This window comes from Ruegeria arenilitoris, from assembly GCF_013032855.1.
GTDB lineage: Bacteria > Pseudomonadota > Alphaproteobacteria > Rhodobacterales > Rhodobacteraceae > Ruegeria > Ruegeria arenilitoris.
On record NZ_WQDA01000002.1, the window covers coordinates 377,322 to 395,779 of the forward strand.

Below are 18,458 nucleotides of genomic sequence, written 5' to 3' on the forward strand. Positions count from 1 at the left end.
AATGCGTGGACATTGCCTGTGCGGCAGAATCGGGTTCGAGGTCGACCCTCCGGTCCTGTCTTGTGTTTCCTGCCATTGTGACAGCTGCCGCCGCCAGTGTGCCGCGCCGATGACCACATATTTTGGGGTGCACGACGGTCAGTGGCGTTGGACCGGAGAGGAACCGAAGCGGTTCAACTCTTCCCCCGGTGTCGAGCGCAGCTTTTGCCCGCATTGCGGAACACCGATCTCGTTCCGATCCACTACGATGTCCGACGTTTTGCACCTTTATGTAGCGACACTGGAGAACCCCGAAGCCCTGCGGCCAACGCTTCATGTCGCCTATGAAGAGAAACTGACGTGGCTCGAACTGGGTGACGGGCTGCCCACTTGCATCGGCCCGGACTACACAAAGGTGCAGCCCTTGCCCGAGAACTGACGACGGGCCTTTCCCATTCTTCGGGAAACGTCTAGCGTCGCGGCCATGACACAGGATCGTCCCGTCTTCGGCATCGTTTTGATGCTTGGTTTCTGCGTGCTTGCACCGCTTGGCGATGCCTTGGCCAAGCTGTTGGGAGAAACCACTCCGCTTGGCGTTCTTGTGCTGGTGCGTTTTGCGGTGCAGGCGGCCATCCTGATCCCGCTGGTGGCGCTGACGGGTCGAACCTGGCGAATGCGCGGGCGCGTCCTGCGGCTGACCGTGCTGCGCACTCTGCTGCACATTGTCGGAATAGCCGCGATGTTCAGTGCGCTGCAGTATCTGCCGTTGGCCGATGCCGTCGCCATCGCCTTTGTCATGCCATTCATCATGCTGCTGCTGGGCAAGTATGTGCTGGGTGAAGAAGTCGGGCATCGTCGTCTGATCGCCTGCATTGTCGGCTTTGCTGGCACGTTGCTGGTCATCCAGCCCAGCTTTGCCGAGGTTGGTGCTCCTGCCCTTTTGCCGCTGATCGTGGCTGTCGTCTTTGCCCTGTTCATGCTGGTGACCCGGCAGATTGCCAAAGAAACCGATCCAATTGCCCTGCAGGCCGTGTCAGGGCTGCTGGCCACCGCGGTCCTGGCTCCAGTGCTTGCGATCGGGGCTCTGACAGGTCTTCCGGATCTGGCACTGACCCTGCCGCAAGACAACGCTCATTGGTTGCTGTTGGCGATCGGAGTTCTGGGAACCGTGGCACATCTGCTGATGACATGGGCGCTGCGGTTCGCGCCTTCGGCAACGCTGGCGCCGATGCAGTATCTGGAAATTCCGGTGGCGACGTTGATCGGCTGGCTCATCTTTCACGATCTGCCAAACGGCCTGGCGTCCCTGGGGATCGCCATCACGATCGCGGCCGGGCTTTATGTCATCCTGCGGGAGCGGGCCAGCGCCCGGTCTGCTCCGACGCAAACGCCCGCATGACAGCATCAAGAGCGTCGCGCGGCACCATGACCAGCAACCCGGGTCCGTCGACCTCGAGGGTAACCTGAGCCAGCGCACGGTTCGATGTTCCGACCCGTCCGTCCGGCTCAAGTACCAGACCGTCGATCGGCCACTCCAACCCCGAACTGCGTCCGGTTACCCGCTGAAATGGAAACAATGACACTGTGTCGCCCGGCGTGAGCGACAGTGATATGCTGGGCGGGGCGTGAAAGACCACTTCGCGTGCGCCCAGCAGGACGCACGGCCTGTCTTGGTGGCAAACCAGCGTATTGAGCACCGCCAGTTGGTGGTCCAGCCGACCTCCGAGAAACCCGACGCCCAAGACCAGCGGCGCGCGGATATTGCGTAAGGCCTTGTCGAAATCAGTGCTGTCCTGTTCCCGGATCGGAAACAAACGGTCCTCTGGTATCCGTGCAAGATAGGCGCGTTCCAACGAATCGAAGTCGCCTATTACCGCATCCGGAACGCGCCCCGAATCGATCAACGCGGCGGCCCCGCCATCCGCAGCAACAGCGCCGTTGACGCGATTCAGCGCCAGATTCAGGTCATCGGGGCCGATTTCCCCTCCTCCGAACAGGGCAATTGGTCTTTTGGAATGAACAATTTCGCCGTTTTTTCCAAGATTGACCATTTTTCCCGCTTTTGGACACATTGAGACCACAAAATGATAGGTTCTTTAGAACAGGTTCGAGCTGACAGACGCGCCCAGCGTCGCGCGGGTTGGCTCTGTGTAGTTTGTAGAGGACGTGCGTCTGATGGTACAGAACAACAAGGTATTGACCGTTTCCTACGGAACCTTCTCATGCACTTTGGAAGGCTTTGACGATTCCTTTGAGACGATGAAGGCGATTGCCGAATACTTCCGCGATCTTGCTGCGGATGACAGGTATTTCGGCTCCGAGCCTCCGCAACCAGACGCAGAAATGTTGACCCGTATCGCTCAGCGTGACGCTTCGCGCCGTGTGGAAGCCAAGCAGAACGACACCGGACTGCTGCTGCGCGCCACGGATGAAGCCCATGATGCGGCCCCGCAACAACCCGCACCCGCAGCCAGCACACCGGCGCCCGCCAGCCCGGACCTGAGCGTGGTCGACACAGCACCGGCGGCTGGTGCTGCCGCATTCTTTGCCGATGCCGAGCCAGTCGAATCCGCAGCCCCCCAAGGCGCCGACAGCATCGCCGCCAAGCTGCAGCGCATCCGCGCGGTCGTCTCGCATAATGACCAGACGCCCCCCGCCTACAGCGAAGACGAAGACAGCGGTTTTCTAGCCTCGCCCGAGCCCCAGATTGACGCCATCTCGGCCGCATTCGAAGCCGGAGCGCTCAGCCCCGAAGATCTGGATGCAACTGAAGAGGTGATGCAGGAAGATGCTCCGGTAGAAGCCACACAACAGCCCACGGACCCGTTTGTCGACCTGGCCGAGGAAGAACCTCAGGCCGCGGTCGAATTCGAAGCGGAAGAAGAATTCTCGGCAGCATCGGAAGTCGAAGCGGAGGCTGATGAAGGCGCCGAGGATGCTCCGGAAGTTGAAGCTGATCTGGAAGAGGCTGAGGAAGCCGCGGCGGAAGAAACGTCCGAAGACGACCAGGCCGCCAGTGATGAAGAAGCCTCGTCCGAGATTCTCTTTGCTGATCTTGAAGAGGACACCGACTCGGAGCCCGAGGCTGACGATATCCTCAACATTCTGGGTGATCAGCCCGAAGATGCCGATGAGGAAGTCTCTGAACTCGCGGAAGACGGCGTCCTGACTGCCGAAGACGAAGAGAGCATCCTGGGTGAGATCTCGGAAATCGAAGCGGAAATGGATGCGCGCTCGAAACGCGACGCAAACAAGCCTCAGGACGTGGACTCGGACGTGTTGCGCCTGATGGAGAAGGCCGACGCCCAAATGGACGACCCGGCCACTTCGGACAAGCGGGAAACTTATTCCCACCTGCGCACAGCTGTAGCAGCCACCGAAGCTGAAGGCGGCAAGGCCCGCGATGCGGATGAGGACGAAAACCAGAAATATCGTGGAGACCTGGCCTCGGTCGTCAGCCCCCGTCGTCCCGAAATCCAAGTCACCAGCATGCGCCCCGAGTCGGATACGGCCGCGCCGCTCAAGCTGGTGGCCGAGCAGCGCATCGATACGCAGGACGCGGACGCCGGTCCGGTTACCCCGCGCCGCGTGATCGCAGCACAAGACGACGACGCATCCGAAGAAGGCGGCTTTGCCCATTTCGCTCAGGAGCAGGGCGCACAATCCCTGCCCGACCTGCTGGAGGCGGCGGCGGCCTACCTGTCTTTCATCGAAGGTCAGGAGCAGTTCTCGCGTCCGCAGCTGATGAACAAGGTGCGTTCACTCAAGCAGGATGAGTTCAACCGCGAAGAAAGCTTGCGTTCGTTCGGCCAGCTTCTGCGCGATGGAAAGATCGAAAAAGCCGGCGGAGGGCGCTTTGCCGCCTCGAACCAGATCGGCTTCCGCCCCGACGACAAGCGCGCCGCGGGCTGACAAGACCCCCCAACTGCCCAAGACAGGCCGGAGATCCTCTCCGGCCTTTTTTGCATTTTGCGTAAAAGCTCAGAACTTGAACGCCAACGCGACGTATGGGCCGGTCAGTATAAGATCGACAACGTTGCGGCCGTCCTCAAAATCAACGCTCAGATGACGGTAGCCGGCTGCAACATCGATGGTCTCGGTCCAGCTCCAATTGGCTTGAACGAGGGCTTCCCACTGGAATTTCGACCCATAGCCAAAACCACCGATGTTGCCCATGGCCGCAAGTTTCCAACGCTCATTCAGCGCGCGAGAGTATCGTGCCCCAATGATTGGATCCGTCCAGCTTTGGTCAGTGCTTGCCGTGAACCCGGCCACGGTTGTCGAGAGATCAAGATCCCAATGGCGCAGCCCGCCCAGCACCTCAATTCGGGACTGGCTGTCCTCTGCCACCGCGTAGCTGCCCGCGAGCGAGGTCATGATCCCGTCCAGCTCCCAGCTCGCGGCGTTGCTGAATGGTCCGATGGAAACGGTGTCACCCAGATTCAGATAGTTGAACTCGCCTCCGATCGTCCAACGCCCTTTCCGGGCCTCGCCCGCGATCAGGAATGCACTGTTTAGAATGTCGAAGATGGATTTGCTGCCATCAACCGGAGGGTTCGGCCCAATGTCCAGAGAGGTTCTGAAATCCGGCCCCCAGAGGTAAGGGGCAATGACGAATTCCCAATCATCAGCCCAGACGGCACCCGAACTCAGGGTTGAGAGGCTGGTCAATGTGACCAAAACAGCATTTTTCATCAAGGATCCACCTGCCGACTTGTGCTTTTCGAAACTGTTTTTCGGACAAGCCTGTCACGTCGGCAGGTTTCTTACAACGGTCTGGTCTATTGCTGATCTTGATCCGGGTCTTCTTTGCCAACGCCACGAAATACAAATTTGAATGGCAGTGCCCACAGAACACCCAAAACCACATAGACCAGTAGTTCGACCAGGATTGATGGTCGATCCAGCCAGTTCACGATGGTGACCACCGCCACAATGTACAACGGCAGCCCCACCAGCAATAGAACCAGCGACCACCGTCTGCGGGCCTTGTAGCTGAGGCCGGGTTTGTCCGCGCCTGCCATCAGTCGGCAAACGGGTCGGTCACCAGGATGGTGTCGTCCCGCTCCGGGCTGGTAGACAGCAGCGCCACCGGGCATTCGATCAGTTCTTCCACCCGGCGGACATATTTGATCGCGTTTGCCGGCAAGTCTGCCCAGCTGCGCGCGCCTTCGGTGGACTCGCTCCAGCCCGGCATTTCTTCATAGATCGGTGTGCACCGCGCCTGCTGATCCGCAGCCGTCGGCAAATAGTCCAAACGTTTGCCGTCCAGTTCGTAAGCGACACAGATTTTCAGTGTCTCGAACCCGTCCAGAACATCGAGCTTGGTCAGAGAGATTCCGTTGACGCCGCTTGTGGCGCAGGTTTGCCGCACGAGGCAGGCGTCAAACCAGCCGCAGCGCCGCTTGCGGCCTGTCGTGGTGCCGAATTCATGTCCGCGCTCTCCCAGTCGCTGCCCGTCGGCGTCGTGCAGTTCGGTCGGGAACGGTCCTTCGCCAACACGGGTAGTGTAGGCCTTCACGATACCCAGAACGAAGTCGATCGACCCCGGACCAATCCCCACGCCCGTCGCCGCTTGCCCTGCAATCACGTTCGACGAGGTCACAAACGGATACGTACCGAAATCGATATCCAGCAGTGCACCCTGAGCGCCTTCGAACAGGATGCGCTTGCCCGCTTTGCGCTTTTCATTCAGCACTTTCCAGACGGGGGCCGCAAAAGGCAGGATCTGCGGCGCGATTTCCTTCAATTGGGCGATCAGCGCGTCACGATCCACGGCGTCGATACCCAAACCCTTGCGCAGCGGGTCGTGGTGTTGCAACGCCCTATCGACCCGAGCCTCGAGAGTCGCCTCATCCGCAAGATCGGCCACACGCACCGAGCGGCGACCAACCTTGTCTTCATAGGCCGGGCCGATCCCGCGTCCAGTCGTGCCAATCTTGGTGCCCTTGCTCGCTGCTTCCTCGCGCGCGCGGTCCAGCTCGCCGTGGATCGGCAGGATCAAGGGTGTGTTTTCCGCAATCATCAGCGTTTCAGGTGTGATCTCGACGCCTTGCGCGCGGATCGTTTCGATCTCTTTCAGCAGATGCCAGGGATCCAGGACAACCCCGTTGCCGATGACGCTCAGCTTGCCACCACGCACCACACCAGACGGCAGTGCATGCAGCTTGTAGACCTCACCATCGATGACCAGCGTATGCCCGGCGTTGTGCCCGCCCTGAAAACGCGCGATCACGTCTGCCCGCTCGCTGAGCCAGTCGACGATCTTGCCTTTTCCTTCGTCACCCCATTGGGCGCCGACAACAACCACATTGGCCATATCCGGTCCTTTTTGCGCTGAATTACCAAACCCGGCCCATATAGCGGGGCGCAGGCAACAGGGAAACCGGTAATTCGCCGCAGCGACCAATCGCGCCGACGCGCAATGCTCTTGTCGGGGATCATGGCCACCGGACGGAGTCCGCGCCGTTGTTCATCTGGCCGGGAACACACGTGGAAAAGGCCCTGAACGGGCAACACCTTGAAAGCCAACTTGCGCTACAGGCGTACCGGCATTCCGTGAGGCGTCTTCAGATACGCCTCCTCCCAAGCTGCGCGCATTTCGTGGATTTCTTCGGGCAATGCCGTTTCCTGCTCGGCCAAAACGGACTCGAGCGTTTCGAGCCATGCCATGAAATAATCGTCGCCCCCGTCCAGCTCGCGGTTCAGCCCGTGGCGCCGCAAAGTCTCGGAGAACCGAGCGGCCCAATCGCTCCAGGAAATCCGGCCGGCCTCATTCAACGCCACCGTCACCGCAAACACCTGAGCGTGCCAGGGGCTCTCAAAAACCGGACTTGGGGCGTTGTGATCGGGACAGATGCTCATGCGGGTTCCAGATAGCTTTGCCAGAGATCCAGAATCACCTCGTCGTCCGGGTGTTCGGGATTGGCCCACAGTTCCGACGCGGGAAAAGCAACGGCATAAAGCGGCTCGGGCGCTTCACCCAGACCATGCGCGCTGGAGTCCGGCAAGACATGTGTGCCGTGAAACCGCAAAATGCGTCCGGTCGCGCCGGCTCCGTATGCGGGCAGCCGCGTGTGTCCCCCTTCAACAAGACGATTGGCAGAAGGGCGCAACGTGCGAACGGTCTGGCCGACCTCAAAAGCGGCAGGGATGTTCGACGGGCGATCGGCCGGTCCACCTTTGGCCAGAACTCTGGCCACCGCATCTGCCGGCAGTTTTCGCGGAGCAAGCGGATGTGGCTCGTCAACGCCCTGCCCGCGCAGATCCTCGATCCGCAAAACCCCGGTCTCGATCAACAGGTTGGCCAGGGCCGAAATCCATTTCTCGTAATAGCTGAACCGGGCATAGTCCTTGGGGGACAGCCTTTCCCGCGCATGGCGCGAAGTGTCGATGTTCCATTGGCCCAACGCGCCGGCAGCCAGCGTCACTGCAAGGGCCCGCGCGTGCCAGTCTTCGGCAAAAACCGGCGCGTCCTCAGGCTCGGGGCGTACCGGCCCGTCACCGAACCGCCCGCCCATGTCGTGGACACGGGTCATGCCGACACCTTCGGCAAACCCGTGCCGATCATGCTGTCGCGCGTGACCAGCGCGGCCAAGTCCTCTTCGCTCAAACCGTCAGTGCCTTCTGGGCGCATGGGCAAGACCAGATACCGTACTTCGGCAGTCGAATCCCAGACACGAACCGTGGTACCTTCGGGCAGTTCAACTCCGAACTCAGCCAGGACGCGGCGCGGCTCGCGCACGGCTCGGGCGCGGTAAGCGTCAGATTTGTACCAGCCCGGGGGGATACCCAACAGCGGCCATGGGTAACAGCTGCACAAGGTGCAGACGACCATGTTGTGTGTCTGGGGAGTATTCTCGACCACGACCATATGTTCGCCCTGCCGGCCATAAAACCCCATCTCAGAGAGCACAGGCGTAGCGTCGTCCAGCAGGGCGCGTTTGAACTCCGGGTCAGACCAAGCTTTGGCGACAACCTTCGCACCGTTTTGCGGGCCGATCCGGTTCTGATAGGTGTCGATGATCTCGTCCAGAGCGGCCGGATCGATCAAACCCTTGCGGGTCAGGATCGTCTCGAGCGCTTTGACGCGCAAAGCGGGGTCCGGGGGCAGCAAAGCGTGCGGGTGGTCGTGGTCGTCATGTGGCATGGCCGCAGCCTGAGCCAGGCACCGCCGGGTGTCCAGCCCCATTTGGCCTGTTCGGCACAATCCCCTGCGGTGATGGCAACTCGTGGCTTGCCCCCGGCCTCAAACTTGCTTAAGTACCCGGCGATACACGCCACGCCGCACAGGAACACCATGGAAAACGTCGTTCTCATAATCCACCTTCTTTTGGCTTTGGGCCTGATCGCCGTTGTTCTGCTGCAGCGGTCCGAAGGCGGTGGCCTGGGCATGGGTGGCGGCGGTGGTGGCGCCATTGCAGGACGTTCGGCAACGACGGCACTGGCAAAGGTGACCTGGATCCTTGCAGCCTGCTTCATCGTCACCTCGATCACCCTGACGATTCTTGCCGCGGAAAAATCGGCTGGAAGCTCGGTCATCGACCGACTTGGCGTTCCGGCTCAGGACGCGACCGAAGAGAGCACACCTGCTGTTCCCTCGGCCGAGGACCTGCTGCCGCCGGCGCAGGGCGACAACGCGCCGCTGATCCCACAGGCCGACTGATCCACAAAACCTAGAAATCTGAAAGAGAACCACAACAGCATCTTGCGGTTCTCTTGCGCTTTTTGCGCGAATCCTTTATACGTGAAGTCCCGTGATGCTGCGGTTTTTTCGAACCGCCGGGCAGTTGATGTTGACGTCTCACGGGGGCAGCCGAAGAAACATGGCACGATTTATTTTCATCACTGGTGGTGTTGTTTCATCCTTGGGCAAAGGGCTGGCGTCCGCTGCTCTGGGTTCGCTTCTGCAGGCTCGGGGATACTCGGTTCGGCTGCGCAAGCTGGATCCCTACCTGAATGTCGATCCCGGCACGATGTCGCCGTTCGAACATGGTGAGGTTTTCGTCACCGACGACGGGGCCGAGACCGACCTGGACCTGGGTCACTACGAACGCTTCACGGGTGTTGCCGCACGAAAGACCGACTCGGTCAGTTCGGGGCGGATCTATTCAAACGTTCTGGAAAAGGAACGCCGCGGCGACTATCTGGGCAAGACCATTCAGGTGATCCCGCACGTGACCAACGAGATCAAGGACTTCATCGCCATCGGCGAGGATGAGGTCGATTTCATGCTGTGCGAGATCGGCGGCACCGTGGGCGACATCGAAGGCCTGCCCTTCTTTGAAGCCATCCGCCAGTTCAGCCAGGACAAACCGCGCGGCCAGTGCATTTTCATGCACCTGACCCTGTTGCCTTACATCAAGGCCTCTGGCGAGCTGAAGACCAAGCCCACCCAGCACTCGGTCAAGGAACTGCGCTCAATCGGCCTGGCGCCCGACATTCTGGTCTGCCGTTCCGAAGGACCGATCCCGCAGAAAGAGCGCGAAAAGCTGGCCCTGTTCTGCAACGTGCGCCCCGACGCGGTGATCGCCGCGCAGGATCTCTCGACCATTTACGACGCGCCGCTGGCCTATCACCGCGAAGGTCTCGATCAGGCCGTGCTCGACGCATTCCAGATCAGCCCGGCGCCCAAGCCCGACCTGTCGAAGTGGGAAGACGTCAGCGACCGCATCCACAACGCCGAGGGCGAAGTGAAGGTCGCGATCGTCGGAAAGTACACCCAGTTGGAAGACGCCTATAAATCCATCGCCGAGGCGCTGACCCATGGCGGCATGGCCAATCGCGTCCGGGTCAAGGTTGAGTGGGTCGATGCCGAGATCTTCGACACCGAAGACCCCGGCCCGCATCTGGAAGGGTTCCACGCCATTCTGGTGCCCGGCGGCTTTGGCGAGCGCGGCACCGAAGGCAAGATCAAGGCTGCGCAATATGCCCGCGAACACAAGGTGCCGTATCTGGGCATCTGTCTGGGCATGCAGATGGCAGTGATCGAGGCCGCCCGCAACGTGGCCGGTATCTCCGGCGCGGGGTCCGAGGAATTCGACCACGAGGCCGGCAAAAAACGCTTTGAACCGGTGGTCTATCACCTCAAGGAGTGGGTTCAGGGCAACGCCAAGATCGAACGCAAGGTTGGTGACGACAAGGGCGGCACCATGCGTCTGGGTGCCTACAACGCGGTTCTGACCGAAGGCTCGAAAGTGGCCGAGGTCTATGGCAGCACCCAGATCGAAGAACGACACCGCCACCGCTATGAGGTGGACACCAAGTATCGCGAACAACTTGAGAAAGCCGGTTTGAACTTCTCGGGGATGTCACCCGATGGACGCCTGCCCGAGATCGTCGAATGGTCAGACCACCCGTGGTTCATCGGTGTGCAGTACCACCCGGAACTGAAATCCAAACCTTTCGATCCGCACCCTCTGTTCCGCGACTTCGTGCGCGCGGCCAAGGACACGTCGCGTCTGGTCTGAGGCGGACTGTACGGCTTGGTCTTGCTTTGCAAAGCGTTCCGGTTCAGTTTGAGCCGGAACGGGCAGAAGGAGCAGACCGCGTGAGCAAAGGATATTGGGTGGCCCATGTCGATGTAGACGACATGGAGACCTACAAGACCTACATCGCTGCCAATGGCGAAGCTTTTGCCGAATACGGTGCCCGTTTTCTGGTGCGCGGTGGAGATCGTCAGGTGCGGGAAGGCGCAGCGCGAGCGCGAACCGTCGTTATCGAATTTCCCAGCTACGAGGCCGCCCTGGCCTGCTATGACAGCGACCTGTACCAAAAGGCAAAAGCCTTGCGCGATCCAGTTTCATCCGGTGATCTGGTGATCATCGAAGGGTATGACGCCTAGCACGGACACGGTGACAGAAATACGGATTCCCCAATGCCACTGCTAAAGAACTTCCTGCAGGCTTTGCGCCCTCCTCAGCAGACCACGCTGCCGGACCCTGATGCGGAACTGGCGCTTGGCGCTTTGCTGGTGCGTGTCGCGCAGGCCGACCGCGACTACAAGATCGAGGAAATCAGCCTGATCGACCGCATCCTGGCTCGGCTCTATCAGCACAACGCGATCGAGGCCGCCAAGGTCCGCGCCACGTGTGAGAAGTTGCACGCCGCAGCCCCCGACACGGATACCTTCGGCAAACTGATCCGCGAAACGACGGATTTGCATGAACGTCTGGCCGCGATGGAGGCCCTTTGGGAGGTTGTGCTGGCCGACGGGAATTCGGACGAGGGCGAGATCAAGATCGTCGAAGAAGCGCGTATCGCCATGGGCCTCAGCTACAATGACAGCCAGGCCGCGCGCGAACGGGTGCAAAGCCGCTTGGACGCGGGCTGAGTGACGGCTATATCTAGGCCATGTTCAACGCCTTCCTGTCCCGGCTGACCCAGCCGCAACCCGACCCACTGACCGATGACGACGCCCGGCTGGCCTTGGCCGCCCTGCTGGTTCGCCTTGCCCGGTCCGATGATGACTATGCCGATACCGAGATGTCGCGCATCGACAAGGTTCTGGCCGAGCGCTACGGCCTGTCCCCGTTCGAGGCCGCAGGGCTGCGCGCCCAGGCCGAAGATCTGGAGGCCGAGGCCCCTGATACCGTCCGCTTTACCCGTGCGATCAAGGATGCGGTGCCGTACGACCATCGCCTCGGCGTGGTTCAGGCGCTGTGGTCGGTGGCGCTGGCTGACGGTCAGCGCTCGCAGGACGAGGACTCGCTGCTGCGGCTGGTCGTCAGCCTCCTGGGCGTCAGCGACGTGGATTCAGCTCTAGCCCGGCAGAAGGCCGCCAAATCGTGACGGCGATGCTGGGCATGTACGACATGCCCGCTTTGCAACCGGCCAACGATCGCTTTTGGAGTTTGATTCGCGCACATTTGGGCGAAGGTCCGAACCATCTGACCCGTGATCGCGATTTCTGGGAGATCTGGCAGGACCCTGACCTTGTCTTTGCCCAGACCTGCGGCATGCCTTATCGCACGCGCCTGCACGGCAAGGTGCATCTGGTCGGCACTCCAGATTATGACCTGCCGGGCTGTCCGCGGGGACACTACTGCTCGGTTTTCGTGGCCCGCGCTGAAGACGCGCGCGATCTGCCTGAACTGGCGGCCGGTTTTTTTGCTTTTAACGAGGCGCTATCCCAATCGGGTTGGGCCGCCCCGGTCACGCATCTGTCCGAACTGGGCCTTGCTCCGGCGCGCCTGCTGGAAACCGGTGGACACGCTTTGTCGGCGCAGGCCGTGGCCGATGGACATGCCGATTTCGCATCGCTGGACGCGCTGACATGGGTGCTGCTGCAAGAGCATACCGATCTGGGCAAGCGCCTGCGCCCGGTGGAAAGCACGCGCCCCACCCCGGCGTTGCCCTACATCACCGCGATCACGCGCGATCCGGTCCCGGTCGCCACCGCGGTTCGCGCCGCGATTTCAGACCTTTCCCCGGCTGATCGGGCAGCGCTGCACATCCGCGGGTTGATCGACATTGCAGCCGATCTCTACCTGGCCGTTCCCAACCCGCCATCGCCTGCGGCTTTGCTGCCTGAAAGCTGACCAATTTGACCACTGACCGTGGCCGAATCGGAGGTTTCGGGACTTGAACTTGTCATTTGCGCATTGCATTGCTCTTGTTTTTCGGCCCTAGTACCGCACCAACGCAATCAACAACACCAGGACGACCCGTGACAGACAGCACTCCCGTCATCGAGATCAAGAACCTGCACAAAAGCTTTGGCAATCTCGAAGTCCTCAAAGGAGTGGACATCACCGCCCATCGCGGCGACGTGGTGTCGCTGATCGGATCATCCGGGTCGGGCAAGTCCACCCTGCTGCGCTGTTGCAACCTGCTGGAAGACAGCCAGGAGGGCGAGATCCTGTTCAAAGGTGAGCCGGTGCGTTGGACCGGAACCCGCGATCACCGCCGCCCCGCCGATCCCAAACAGGTGCTGCGCATCCGTACCAACCTGTCGATGGTGTTCCAGCAGTTCAACCTTTGGGCCCACATGACCATCTTGCAGAACGTGATGGAAGCCCCGATCACCGTGCTGGGCCGTGACCGGCACGAGGTCGAGGACAGCGCCCGCAAATACCTGGACAAGGTTGGCATCGGCGACAAATGCGACGCCTATCCCGCGCAACTGTCGGGCGGCCAGCAACAACGCGCCGCGATCGCGCGGGGACTGTGCATGGAGCCCGAGGCGCTGCTGTTCGACGAGCCGACCTCGGCACTCGATCCCGAGCTGGAACAGGAAGTGATCAAGGTGATCAAGGATCTGGCCGCCGAAGGCCGCACCATGATCATCGTCACGCACGACATGCAGATGGCGGCCGACATCTCTAGCCACGTGGTGTTTCTGCACCAGGGCTTGATTGAAGAAGAAGGCTCGCCCGAAGATATTTTCACTGCTGCCGAATCCGAAAGGCTTCGGGGCTTTCTCTCCGCCACAAAGGCGGCGTAAAATCAGGACAGAACCAAACAGGGGAGTTACCAATGAAAAACCTGATTCTGACCACTGCAGCGCTGGCGCTTGGCGCTGGTATGGCCATGGCCGACACGGTCCGCATGGGCACCGAGGGCGCCTATCCTCCGTACAACTTCATCAACGACGCCGGCGAGATCGACGGCTTCGAGCGTGAGGTCGGCGACGAGCTGTGCAAACGCGCCCAGCTGGAATGCGAATGGGTCAAGAACGACTGGGATTCGATCATTCCGAACCTGGTCTCGGGCAACTACGACACCATCATCGCGGGCATGTCGATCACGGCCGAGCGTGATGAGGTCATCGACTTCACCCAGGACTACTATCCGCCGACCGCTTCGGCCTATGTCGCAACCTCGGCGGATGCTGACGTGACCGGCGGCGTCGTCGCCGCACAGACCGCCACCATCCAGGCCGGCCACGTGGCCGAGTCGGGCGCAACTCTGGTTGAGTTCGCGACGCCCGAGGAAACCATCGCCGCCGTGCGCAACGGTGAGGCTGATGCCGTTCTGGCCGACCGCGACTACCTGGTGCCGCTGGTCGAGGAATCGAATGGCGAACTGGTCTTTGTCGGCGATCCGGTTCCGCTGGGCGGTGGCGTCGGCATGGGCCTGCGCGAAAGCGATGCCGAACTGCGCGGCAAGTTCGATGCCGCCATCACCTCGATGAAAGAGGACGGCACCCTGAACGAGATGCTGAAAAAGTGGTTTGGTGAAGACACCGCCACCTACGCACCTGACGGCTCGGTCGTCACCAACTAAGCATCCGGTCCTGCGGTTCGGCGCCACGCGCGCCGAACCCACCCCGGCCCGCGCCGGACCCGACGTTCGAAAGACGCCCCATGTTTTCCTACTGCGCTGATCCCGACACGCTCGGCACGTTCCGCTGGTTTTCATGCTATCTGACCAACGGCGTGCACTGGTCGTTCTACCTGTCGTTCATCAAGGTTCTGGCCTTGCTGGCGGTGACGGCCCCGGTGGCGTTGGCTTTCGGCTTTGCGGGGGCCATGGCGGCGCGGTCGCATGTCCCGCCACTCGGTTGGCTGGGCAAGGGCTATATCGCCATCGTGCGCGGTGTGCCCGACATTGCGTTTTTCCTGTTTTTCGTGATAGCCCTGGACCAGGGGTTCGAGTGGATGCGACATCAGGTGCTGTGTCCCGACTGGACCGATCCGATCCGCCAGGGCAACGATTTCCTCGTCTGCCCCCAGGCCAAGCTGCCGCTGGGCACCGCACCGGAATGGGTGCACGAAACCTACGGCTTTTTCCTGGCCGTCATCACCTTCTCGATCGTGTTTGGTGCCTTCGCCGCCAACGTGCTGTTCGGCGGCATGCGCGCCGTGCCGCTGGCGCAGCTTGAAACCGCCGAGGCCTATGGCATGACGCGCCGCCAGACCTTCTGGCGCATTCTCGTGCCGCAGATGTGGGTCTATGCCCTGCCCGGCCTGTCGAACCTGTGGATGGTGCTGATCAAGGCCACGCCGCTGCTGTTCCTGCTGGGGGTCGAAGACATCGTCTATTGGGCGCGCGAGCTGGGCGGCACCAAGACCTCGAAATTCACCGCCTATCCGCATGGCGACTGGCGCATGTGGTACTTCCTGTTCCTGCTGGTTTTCTACCTTGGCATGACCCGCGTTTCCGAGATCGGCCTCGAACGGCTGATGCGCCGGCTATCTCACGGTCAGGCCACATCGGGCGGAGAGCTGCTGCGCAAGGAGACCACCGCATGAGCTGCCTGCAGACCATCCAGGATTACGGCCTGCGTTCGATCGGGTTTGGCGAGCGCCTGCTGCCGCGCAGCGATTTCACCCTGTGCGAACAGTTCACCCTGATCGGTTCAGGGATGATCTGGAACATCTATTTCGGCGTGATGGCGCTGGCCACCGGGTTCTTCCTGGCCACGGCCGTGGCCCTGGGCAAGGCGTCCAGCCGCAAGTGGCTGCGCAAACCCTCCGAATGGTTCATCTTCATCTTCCGCGGCTCACCACTGTTCATCCAGTTCTTCTTTGCCTACTTCCTGTTCCTGTCGCTCAAGAAGACCTACCCGATGTTCGACGCCTTCACCTCGGCCTGGCTGGGGGCGCTGATCGTGCTGTTCCTGAACACTGCCGCCTATTCGGGCGAGATCTTCTATGGCGCGCTGCGGTCGATCCCCAAGGGAGATATCGAGGCCGCCGATGCCTATGGCATGTCCGGCTGGTCGCGCTTCCGCCGGATCGTGTGGCCCACCATGCTGCGACTGGCCTGGCCCGCCTACACGAACGAGGCGATTTTCCTGTTCCATGCCACCACGCTGGTCTTCTTCTCGGCCTTTCCGGCCTGGCAGCAACGCGGGGACGCGCTTTACTATGCCAGCTATTTCGCCGACAAGACGTTCAACCCGTTCGTCCCCTACCCGATCCTGGCGTTCTATTTCATCCTGCTGACGCTGGTGATCGTGGGCGTGTTCGGCCTGATCAACAAGCGGCTGAACCGGCACCTGCCGGTGGCGCGCAAGGCCAAGATTCGGTTTCGCCTGAACCTGGCGCGCTGAGGCGCCGGGACTCAGGCCATCCGCAACCGGCCCAGCATCGGGCAATCCACCGAGCCTTCGGCGCAATTTGCCGTCAGCTCGCCCAGGGCGGCCTCCAGCCGTTGCAGTTCGGCGATCTTGCGGCGGACGCTGTCCATGTGACCTTTGGCCAATGCGCTGACCTCGGCACAATCGGCCGCGCCGCCCTCGGACAGGTCCAGCAGGGCCTTTGCATCGCCCAGCGAAAACCCAAGGTCACGGCAGCGTTTCAGAAACCGCAACCGCCCCACATCCTGCGCGGAATACAGCCGCCGATTGTTGGCCGCCCGCGCCGGGCGCGGCACGATGCCTTCACGCTCGTAATACCGGATGGTTTCGATTCCTACGCCGCTTTGACGGGCCGCTTCACCGATCGCAATCATGTGACCTCGTTTCGCTTGATCCTGTAGTGGCTACAGGATTTATACCTCTGCCCACACGCTGCGGCAATGCTGCGGCCCCTGAATGACGGAGGAACAAAATGCGCGGATTTCTCGGCCTCAGCTTTGCCGGATCCCTGTCGGCCTTGGGTGTGGGCGCATGCTGCGTGCTGCCGATGACGATGATGTTGCTGGGCCTTGGCGGCAGTTGGCTGGCTGTCTTTGGCCAGATCGCGGCGCTCAGCTACTATGTTCTGGCGGCCTCGACGGCGCTGGTCGCGGTGGCTTGGCTGGTGGCCTATCGGCGCAATGCCGTGCGCCATCTGAAATGGGGCTTGGCGGCCAGCACCGCGATGACCGCCCTCGCCTGGGTCGTCGTGTTCAACGAGGCCCGCATCAACGAATTTCTGATCCAACAGATGTGAGACCATGACAGACACGACCGTAACGCTTGAAAGCACCCTGACCTGCCCCGCCTGCGGCCACGCGCAGACCGAGACCATGCCCACCGACGCCTGCCAGTGGTTCTATGAATGCAGCGCCTGTCACACGGTACTGAAACCCAAGCCGGGTGATTGCTGTGTCTATTGCTCGTACGGAACCGTAGCCTGCCCGCCCATTCAGCAAGGCGACAGCTGCTGCGGATAATTTGATCAAATATCGTGACAAGGGCATAAAGCTCGACTAGGTTTGCCGCAGCACAGCTACGGAGCCCCAGATGGACCTTGCCGCCCTGCATACATTTCGCGTCGCCGCCTGTGACTTGAACGGCCAGATGCGCGGCAAACGCGTGCCCCCGTCTTACGCCGACAAGCTGGACAGCGGCGCGGTGCGCATGCCGTTTTCGGCGCTGAACGTCGATCTGTGGGGCGCCGATATCGAGGGCAGCCCGCTGGTGTTCGAAACCGGCGACGCCGATGGCGTACTGCGCCCGACCGAGCGCGGCCCGGTGCCGATGCCCTGGCTGACCACACCCACGGCGCTGGTGCCGATGTGCCTGTACGACGATCACGGCACACCCTTTGCCGGCGATCCCCGCCACGCGCTGGGCGCAGTCCTGTCGCGCTATGCCCAGCGCGGATGGAAAGTTGTTGCCGCGACCGAGTTGGAATTCACCCTGCTTGACTCCTCGGACGCGCAACCAAAGCCCCCGCACAACCCGGTCACCGGCCGTCGGCTGCGCGGCGAGGCGGTGCTGTCGATGGCCGAAATGGACGCCTTCGACGCCTTTTTCACCGAACTTTATGACGGGTGCGCCGAAATGGGGATTCCCGCCCAAACGGCAATCTCAGAGAGCGGTATCGGCCAGTTCGAAATCAATCTGAACCATCAGGATGCCATGCGCTGCGCCGATGATACGTGGCTTTTCAAGGCATTGACCCGTGGGTTGGCCCGCAAGCACGGCTTTACCGCGACCTTCATGGCCAAACCCTATGCCGATGATGCTGGGAACGGAATGCATGTGCATTTTTCCGTGCTGGATGACCAGGGACGCAACGTGTTTGACAATGGCGGGCGTGAAGGGACCGAAATCCTGCGCTCTGCCGTCGCCGGCTGTCTGGCCGCCATGCCCGGCAGCACGCTGATCTTTGCTCCGCATGGCAATTCTTACACGCGGCTCGTGCCCGGAGCCCATGCCCCCACAGGCGCGGCCTGGGCCTATGAGAACCGGACCGCGGCAATCCGCATTCCGGGCGGTGCGCCCGCTGCCCGCCGGATCGAGCACCGCGTGGCCGGCGGCGACATCAACCCTTATCTGATGCTGGCCGCGGTTCTGGGCGCGGCTCTGATCGGCATCGAGGACGGCCTTCAACCCCCGCCCCCGATCACGGGAAATGCCTACGAGATCGAAGGGCTTCCGCAATTGGCAGGGGACTGGGATTCGGCCATTTCGGCATTCGAGACGGACCCGATCATCGCGCGCATCTTCTCCGAGGATCTGATCCGAAACATGGTGATGACCAAAAGGCAGGAATCCGCACGCTTTGCCGACATGGACCCCGACAGTCACTGGCTGAGCTATCTGGAGTCCGTATGATCCTCTTGCCCGTGGATCGAGACTCGGGTAGATTGAATTTGATCAA

Annotated in this window: 24 protein-coding genes; 16 read left to right on the plus strand and 8 right to left on the minus strand. The window is 61.4% G+C overall.

Annotation, left to right across the window (positions count from 1 at the left end):
* Position 1 precedes the first annotated feature (1 nt).
* Positions 2-418, plus strand: coding sequence for a GFA family protein (locus tag GOW72_RS08025; protein WP_170366482.1), 417 nt, complete (start codon positions 2-4; stop codon positions 416-418).
* A 45-nt stretch (positions 419-463) separates the two neighbouring features.
* Positions 464-1,378 (plus strand): DMT family transporter, encoded by a 915-nt coding sequence (locus tag GOW72_RS08030; protein WP_170366484.1) that lies wholly within the window; start codon positions 464-466, stop codon positions 1,376-1,378.
* On the opposite strand, the gene GOW72_RS08035 is transcribed toward GOW72_RS08030, so the two are convergent.
* The gene (locus GOW72_RS08035; protein ID WP_170366487.1) at positions 1,323-2,030 is read right to left on the minus strand and encodes a thiamine diphosphokinase; all 708 of its coding nucleotides are present in this window, start codon (positions 2,028-2,030) and stop codon (positions 1,323-1,325) included. The two genes, GOW72_RS08030 and GOW72_RS08035, sit on opposite strands and share 56 nt — an antisense overlap.
* A gap of 124 nt (positions 2,031-2,154) precedes the next feature.
* Between GOW72_RS08035 and GOW72_RS08040 the strand changes: the two genes are divergently transcribed.
* Positions 2,155-3,891, plus strand: a complete 1,737-nt coding sequence (locus GOW72_RS08040; RefSeq protein ID WP_170366489.1) for a hypothetical protein — start codon at positions 2,155-2,157, stop codon at positions 3,889-3,891.
* Between the two features lie 69 nt (positions 3,892-3,960).
* Here GOW72_RS08040 and GOW72_RS08045 read toward each other — a convergent pair whose 3' ends face one another.
* The 6 genes from GOW72_RS08045 to nthA form a co-directional block, all read right to left on the minus strand.
* Positions 3,961-4,674, minus strand: coding sequence for a porin family protein (locus tag GOW72_RS08045; RefSeq protein WP_170366491.1), 714 nt, complete (start codon positions 4,672-4,674; stop codon positions 3,961-3,963).
* 86 nt (positions 4,675-4,760) lie between these two features.
* Positions 4,761-5,003, minus strand: coding sequence for a DUF2842 domain-containing protein (locus GOW72_RS08050; protein WP_093962533.1), 243 nt, complete (start codon positions 5,001-5,003; stop codon positions 4,761-4,763).
* Positions 5,003-6,298 carry an adenylosuccinate synthase gene (locus GOW72_RS08055; protein ID WP_170337852.1) on the minus strand — a complete coding sequence of 432 codons (1,296 nt, stop codon included), beginning with the start codon at positions 6,296-6,298 and terminating at the stop codon, positions 5,003-5,005. Before GOW72_RS08055 ends, GOW72_RS08050 begins: the two co-directional genes overlap by 1 nt.
* A 218-nt stretch (positions 6,299-6,516) precedes the next feature.
* A complete protein-coding gene (locus tag GOW72_RS08060; protein ID WP_170366493.1) occupies positions 6,517-6,843 on the minus strand; it encodes a nitrile hydratase accessory protein in 327 nt (108 codons plus the stop codon).
* Positions 6,840-7,517, minus strand: coding sequence for a nitrile hydratase subunit beta (nthB, locus tag GOW72_RS08065; protein ID WP_170366494.1), 678 nt, complete (start codon positions 7,515-7,517; stop codon positions 6,840-6,842). Before nthB ends, GOW72_RS08060 begins: the two co-directional genes overlap by 4 nt.
* On the minus strand, positions 7,514-8,128 hold the full coding sequence (nthA, locus tag GOW72_RS08070) for a nitrile hydratase subunit alpha (RefSeq protein WP_170366495.1): 615 nt from the start codon (positions 8,126-8,128) through the stop codon (positions 7,514-7,516). The genes nthB and nthA overlap by 4 nt, the downstream gene beginning before the upstream one ends.
* 150 nt (positions 8,129-8,278) lie before the next feature.
* On the opposite strand from nthA, the gene secG reads away from it, so the two are divergent.
* The 10 genes from secG to GOW72_RS08120 all read left to right on the plus strand — a co-directional run bounded on the left by secG (position 8,279) and on the right by GOW72_RS08120 (position 15,976).
* Positions 8,279-8,644: a preprotein translocase subunit SecG gene (gene secG, locus GOW72_RS08075; protein WP_093962537.1), complete on the plus strand. Its 366-nt coding sequence runs from the start codon at positions 8,279-8,281 to the stop codon at positions 8,642-8,644.
* A gap of 160 nt (positions 8,645-8,804) precedes the next feature.
* A complete protein-coding gene (locus tag GOW72_RS08080; protein ID WP_093963011.1) occupies positions 8,805-10,448 on the plus strand; it encodes a CTP synthase in 1,644 nt (547 codons plus the stop codon).
* An 80-nt stretch (positions 10,449-10,528) separates the two neighbouring features.
* On the plus strand, positions 10,529-10,822 hold the full coding sequence (locus GOW72_RS08085) for a DUF1330 domain-containing protein (RefSeq protein ID WP_170337844.1): 294 nt from the start codon (positions 10,529-10,531) through the stop codon (positions 10,820-10,822).
* A 39-nt stretch (positions 10,823-10,861) separates the two neighbouring features.
* A complete protein-coding gene (locus GOW72_RS08090) occupies positions 10,862-11,311 on the plus strand; it encodes a tellurite resistance TerB family protein (protein WP_170340012.1) in 450 nt (149 codons plus the stop codon).
* Positions 11,312-11,331: 20 nt separating this feature from the next.
* A complete protein-coding gene (locus GOW72_RS08095; RefSeq protein ID WP_093962539.1) occupies positions 11,332-11,769 on the plus strand; it encodes a tellurite resistance TerB family protein in 438 nt (145 codons plus the stop codon).
* Between the two features lie 5 nt (positions 11,770-11,774).
* Positions 11,775-12,518, plus strand: coding sequence for a phosphate/phosphite/phosphonate ABC transporter substrate-binding protein (locus tag GOW72_RS08100; RefSeq protein ID WP_170366772.1), 744 nt, complete (start codon positions 11,775-11,777; stop codon positions 12,516-12,518).
* Between the two features lie 128 nt (positions 12,519-12,646).
* Complete coding sequence (locus GOW72_RS08105; protein WP_093962540.1) at positions 12,647-13,423, plus strand: ABC transporter ATP-binding protein; 777 nt, start codon at positions 12,647-12,649, stop codon at positions 13,421-13,423.
* Positions 13,424-13,455: 32 nt separating this feature from the next.
* Positions 13,456-14,205, plus strand: a complete 750-nt coding sequence (locus GOW72_RS08110; protein ID WP_093962541.1) for a transporter substrate-binding domain-containing protein — start codon at positions 13,456-13,458, stop codon at positions 14,203-14,205.
* Positions 14,206-14,285: 80 nt separating this feature from the next.
* On the plus strand, positions 14,286-15,173 hold the full coding sequence (locus GOW72_RS08115; protein WP_170358530.1) for an ABC transporter permease: 888 nt from the start codon (positions 14,286-14,288) through the stop codon (positions 15,171-15,173).
* Positions 15,170-15,976, plus strand: coding sequence for an ABC transporter permease (locus tag GOW72_RS08120; RefSeq protein WP_170366496.1), 807 nt, complete (start codon positions 15,170-15,172; stop codon positions 15,974-15,976). Before GOW72_RS08115 ends, GOW72_RS08120 begins: the two co-directional genes overlap by 4 nt.
* An 11-nt stretch (positions 15,977-15,987) precedes the next feature.
* Here the strand turns inward: GOW72_RS08120 and GOW72_RS08125 are convergent, their stop codons facing one another.
* A complete protein-coding gene (locus GOW72_RS08125; RefSeq protein WP_170366497.1) occupies positions 15,988-16,377 on the minus strand; it encodes a MerR family transcriptional regulator in 390 nt (129 codons plus the stop codon).
* A 98-nt stretch (positions 16,378-16,475) separates the two neighbouring features.
* Between GOW72_RS08125 and GOW72_RS08130 the strand changes: the two genes are divergently transcribed.
* The 3 genes from GOW72_RS08130 (at position 16,476) to GOW72_RS08140 (ending at position 18,412) form a co-directional block, all read left to right on the plus strand.
* Positions 16,476-16,799 carry a hypothetical protein gene (locus GOW72_RS08130; protein ID WP_170366498.1) on the plus strand — a complete coding sequence of 108 codons (324 nt, stop codon included), beginning with the start codon at positions 16,476-16,478 and terminating at the stop codon, positions 16,797-16,799.
* A gap of 4 nt (positions 16,800-16,803) precedes the next feature.
* Complete coding sequence (locus GOW72_RS08135) at positions 16,804-17,022, plus strand: GDCCVxC domain-containing (seleno)protein (protein ID WP_170366499.1); 219 nt, start codon at positions 16,804-16,806, stop codon at positions 17,020-17,022.
* A 70-nt stretch (positions 17,023-17,092) separates the two neighbouring features.
* Positions 17,093-18,412 (plus strand): glutamine synthetase family protein, encoded by a 1,320-nt coding sequence (locus GOW72_RS08140; RefSeq protein WP_170366500.1) that lies wholly within the window; start codon positions 17,093-17,095, stop codon positions 18,410-18,412.
* Positions 18,413-18,458: the final 46 nt, after the last annotated feature.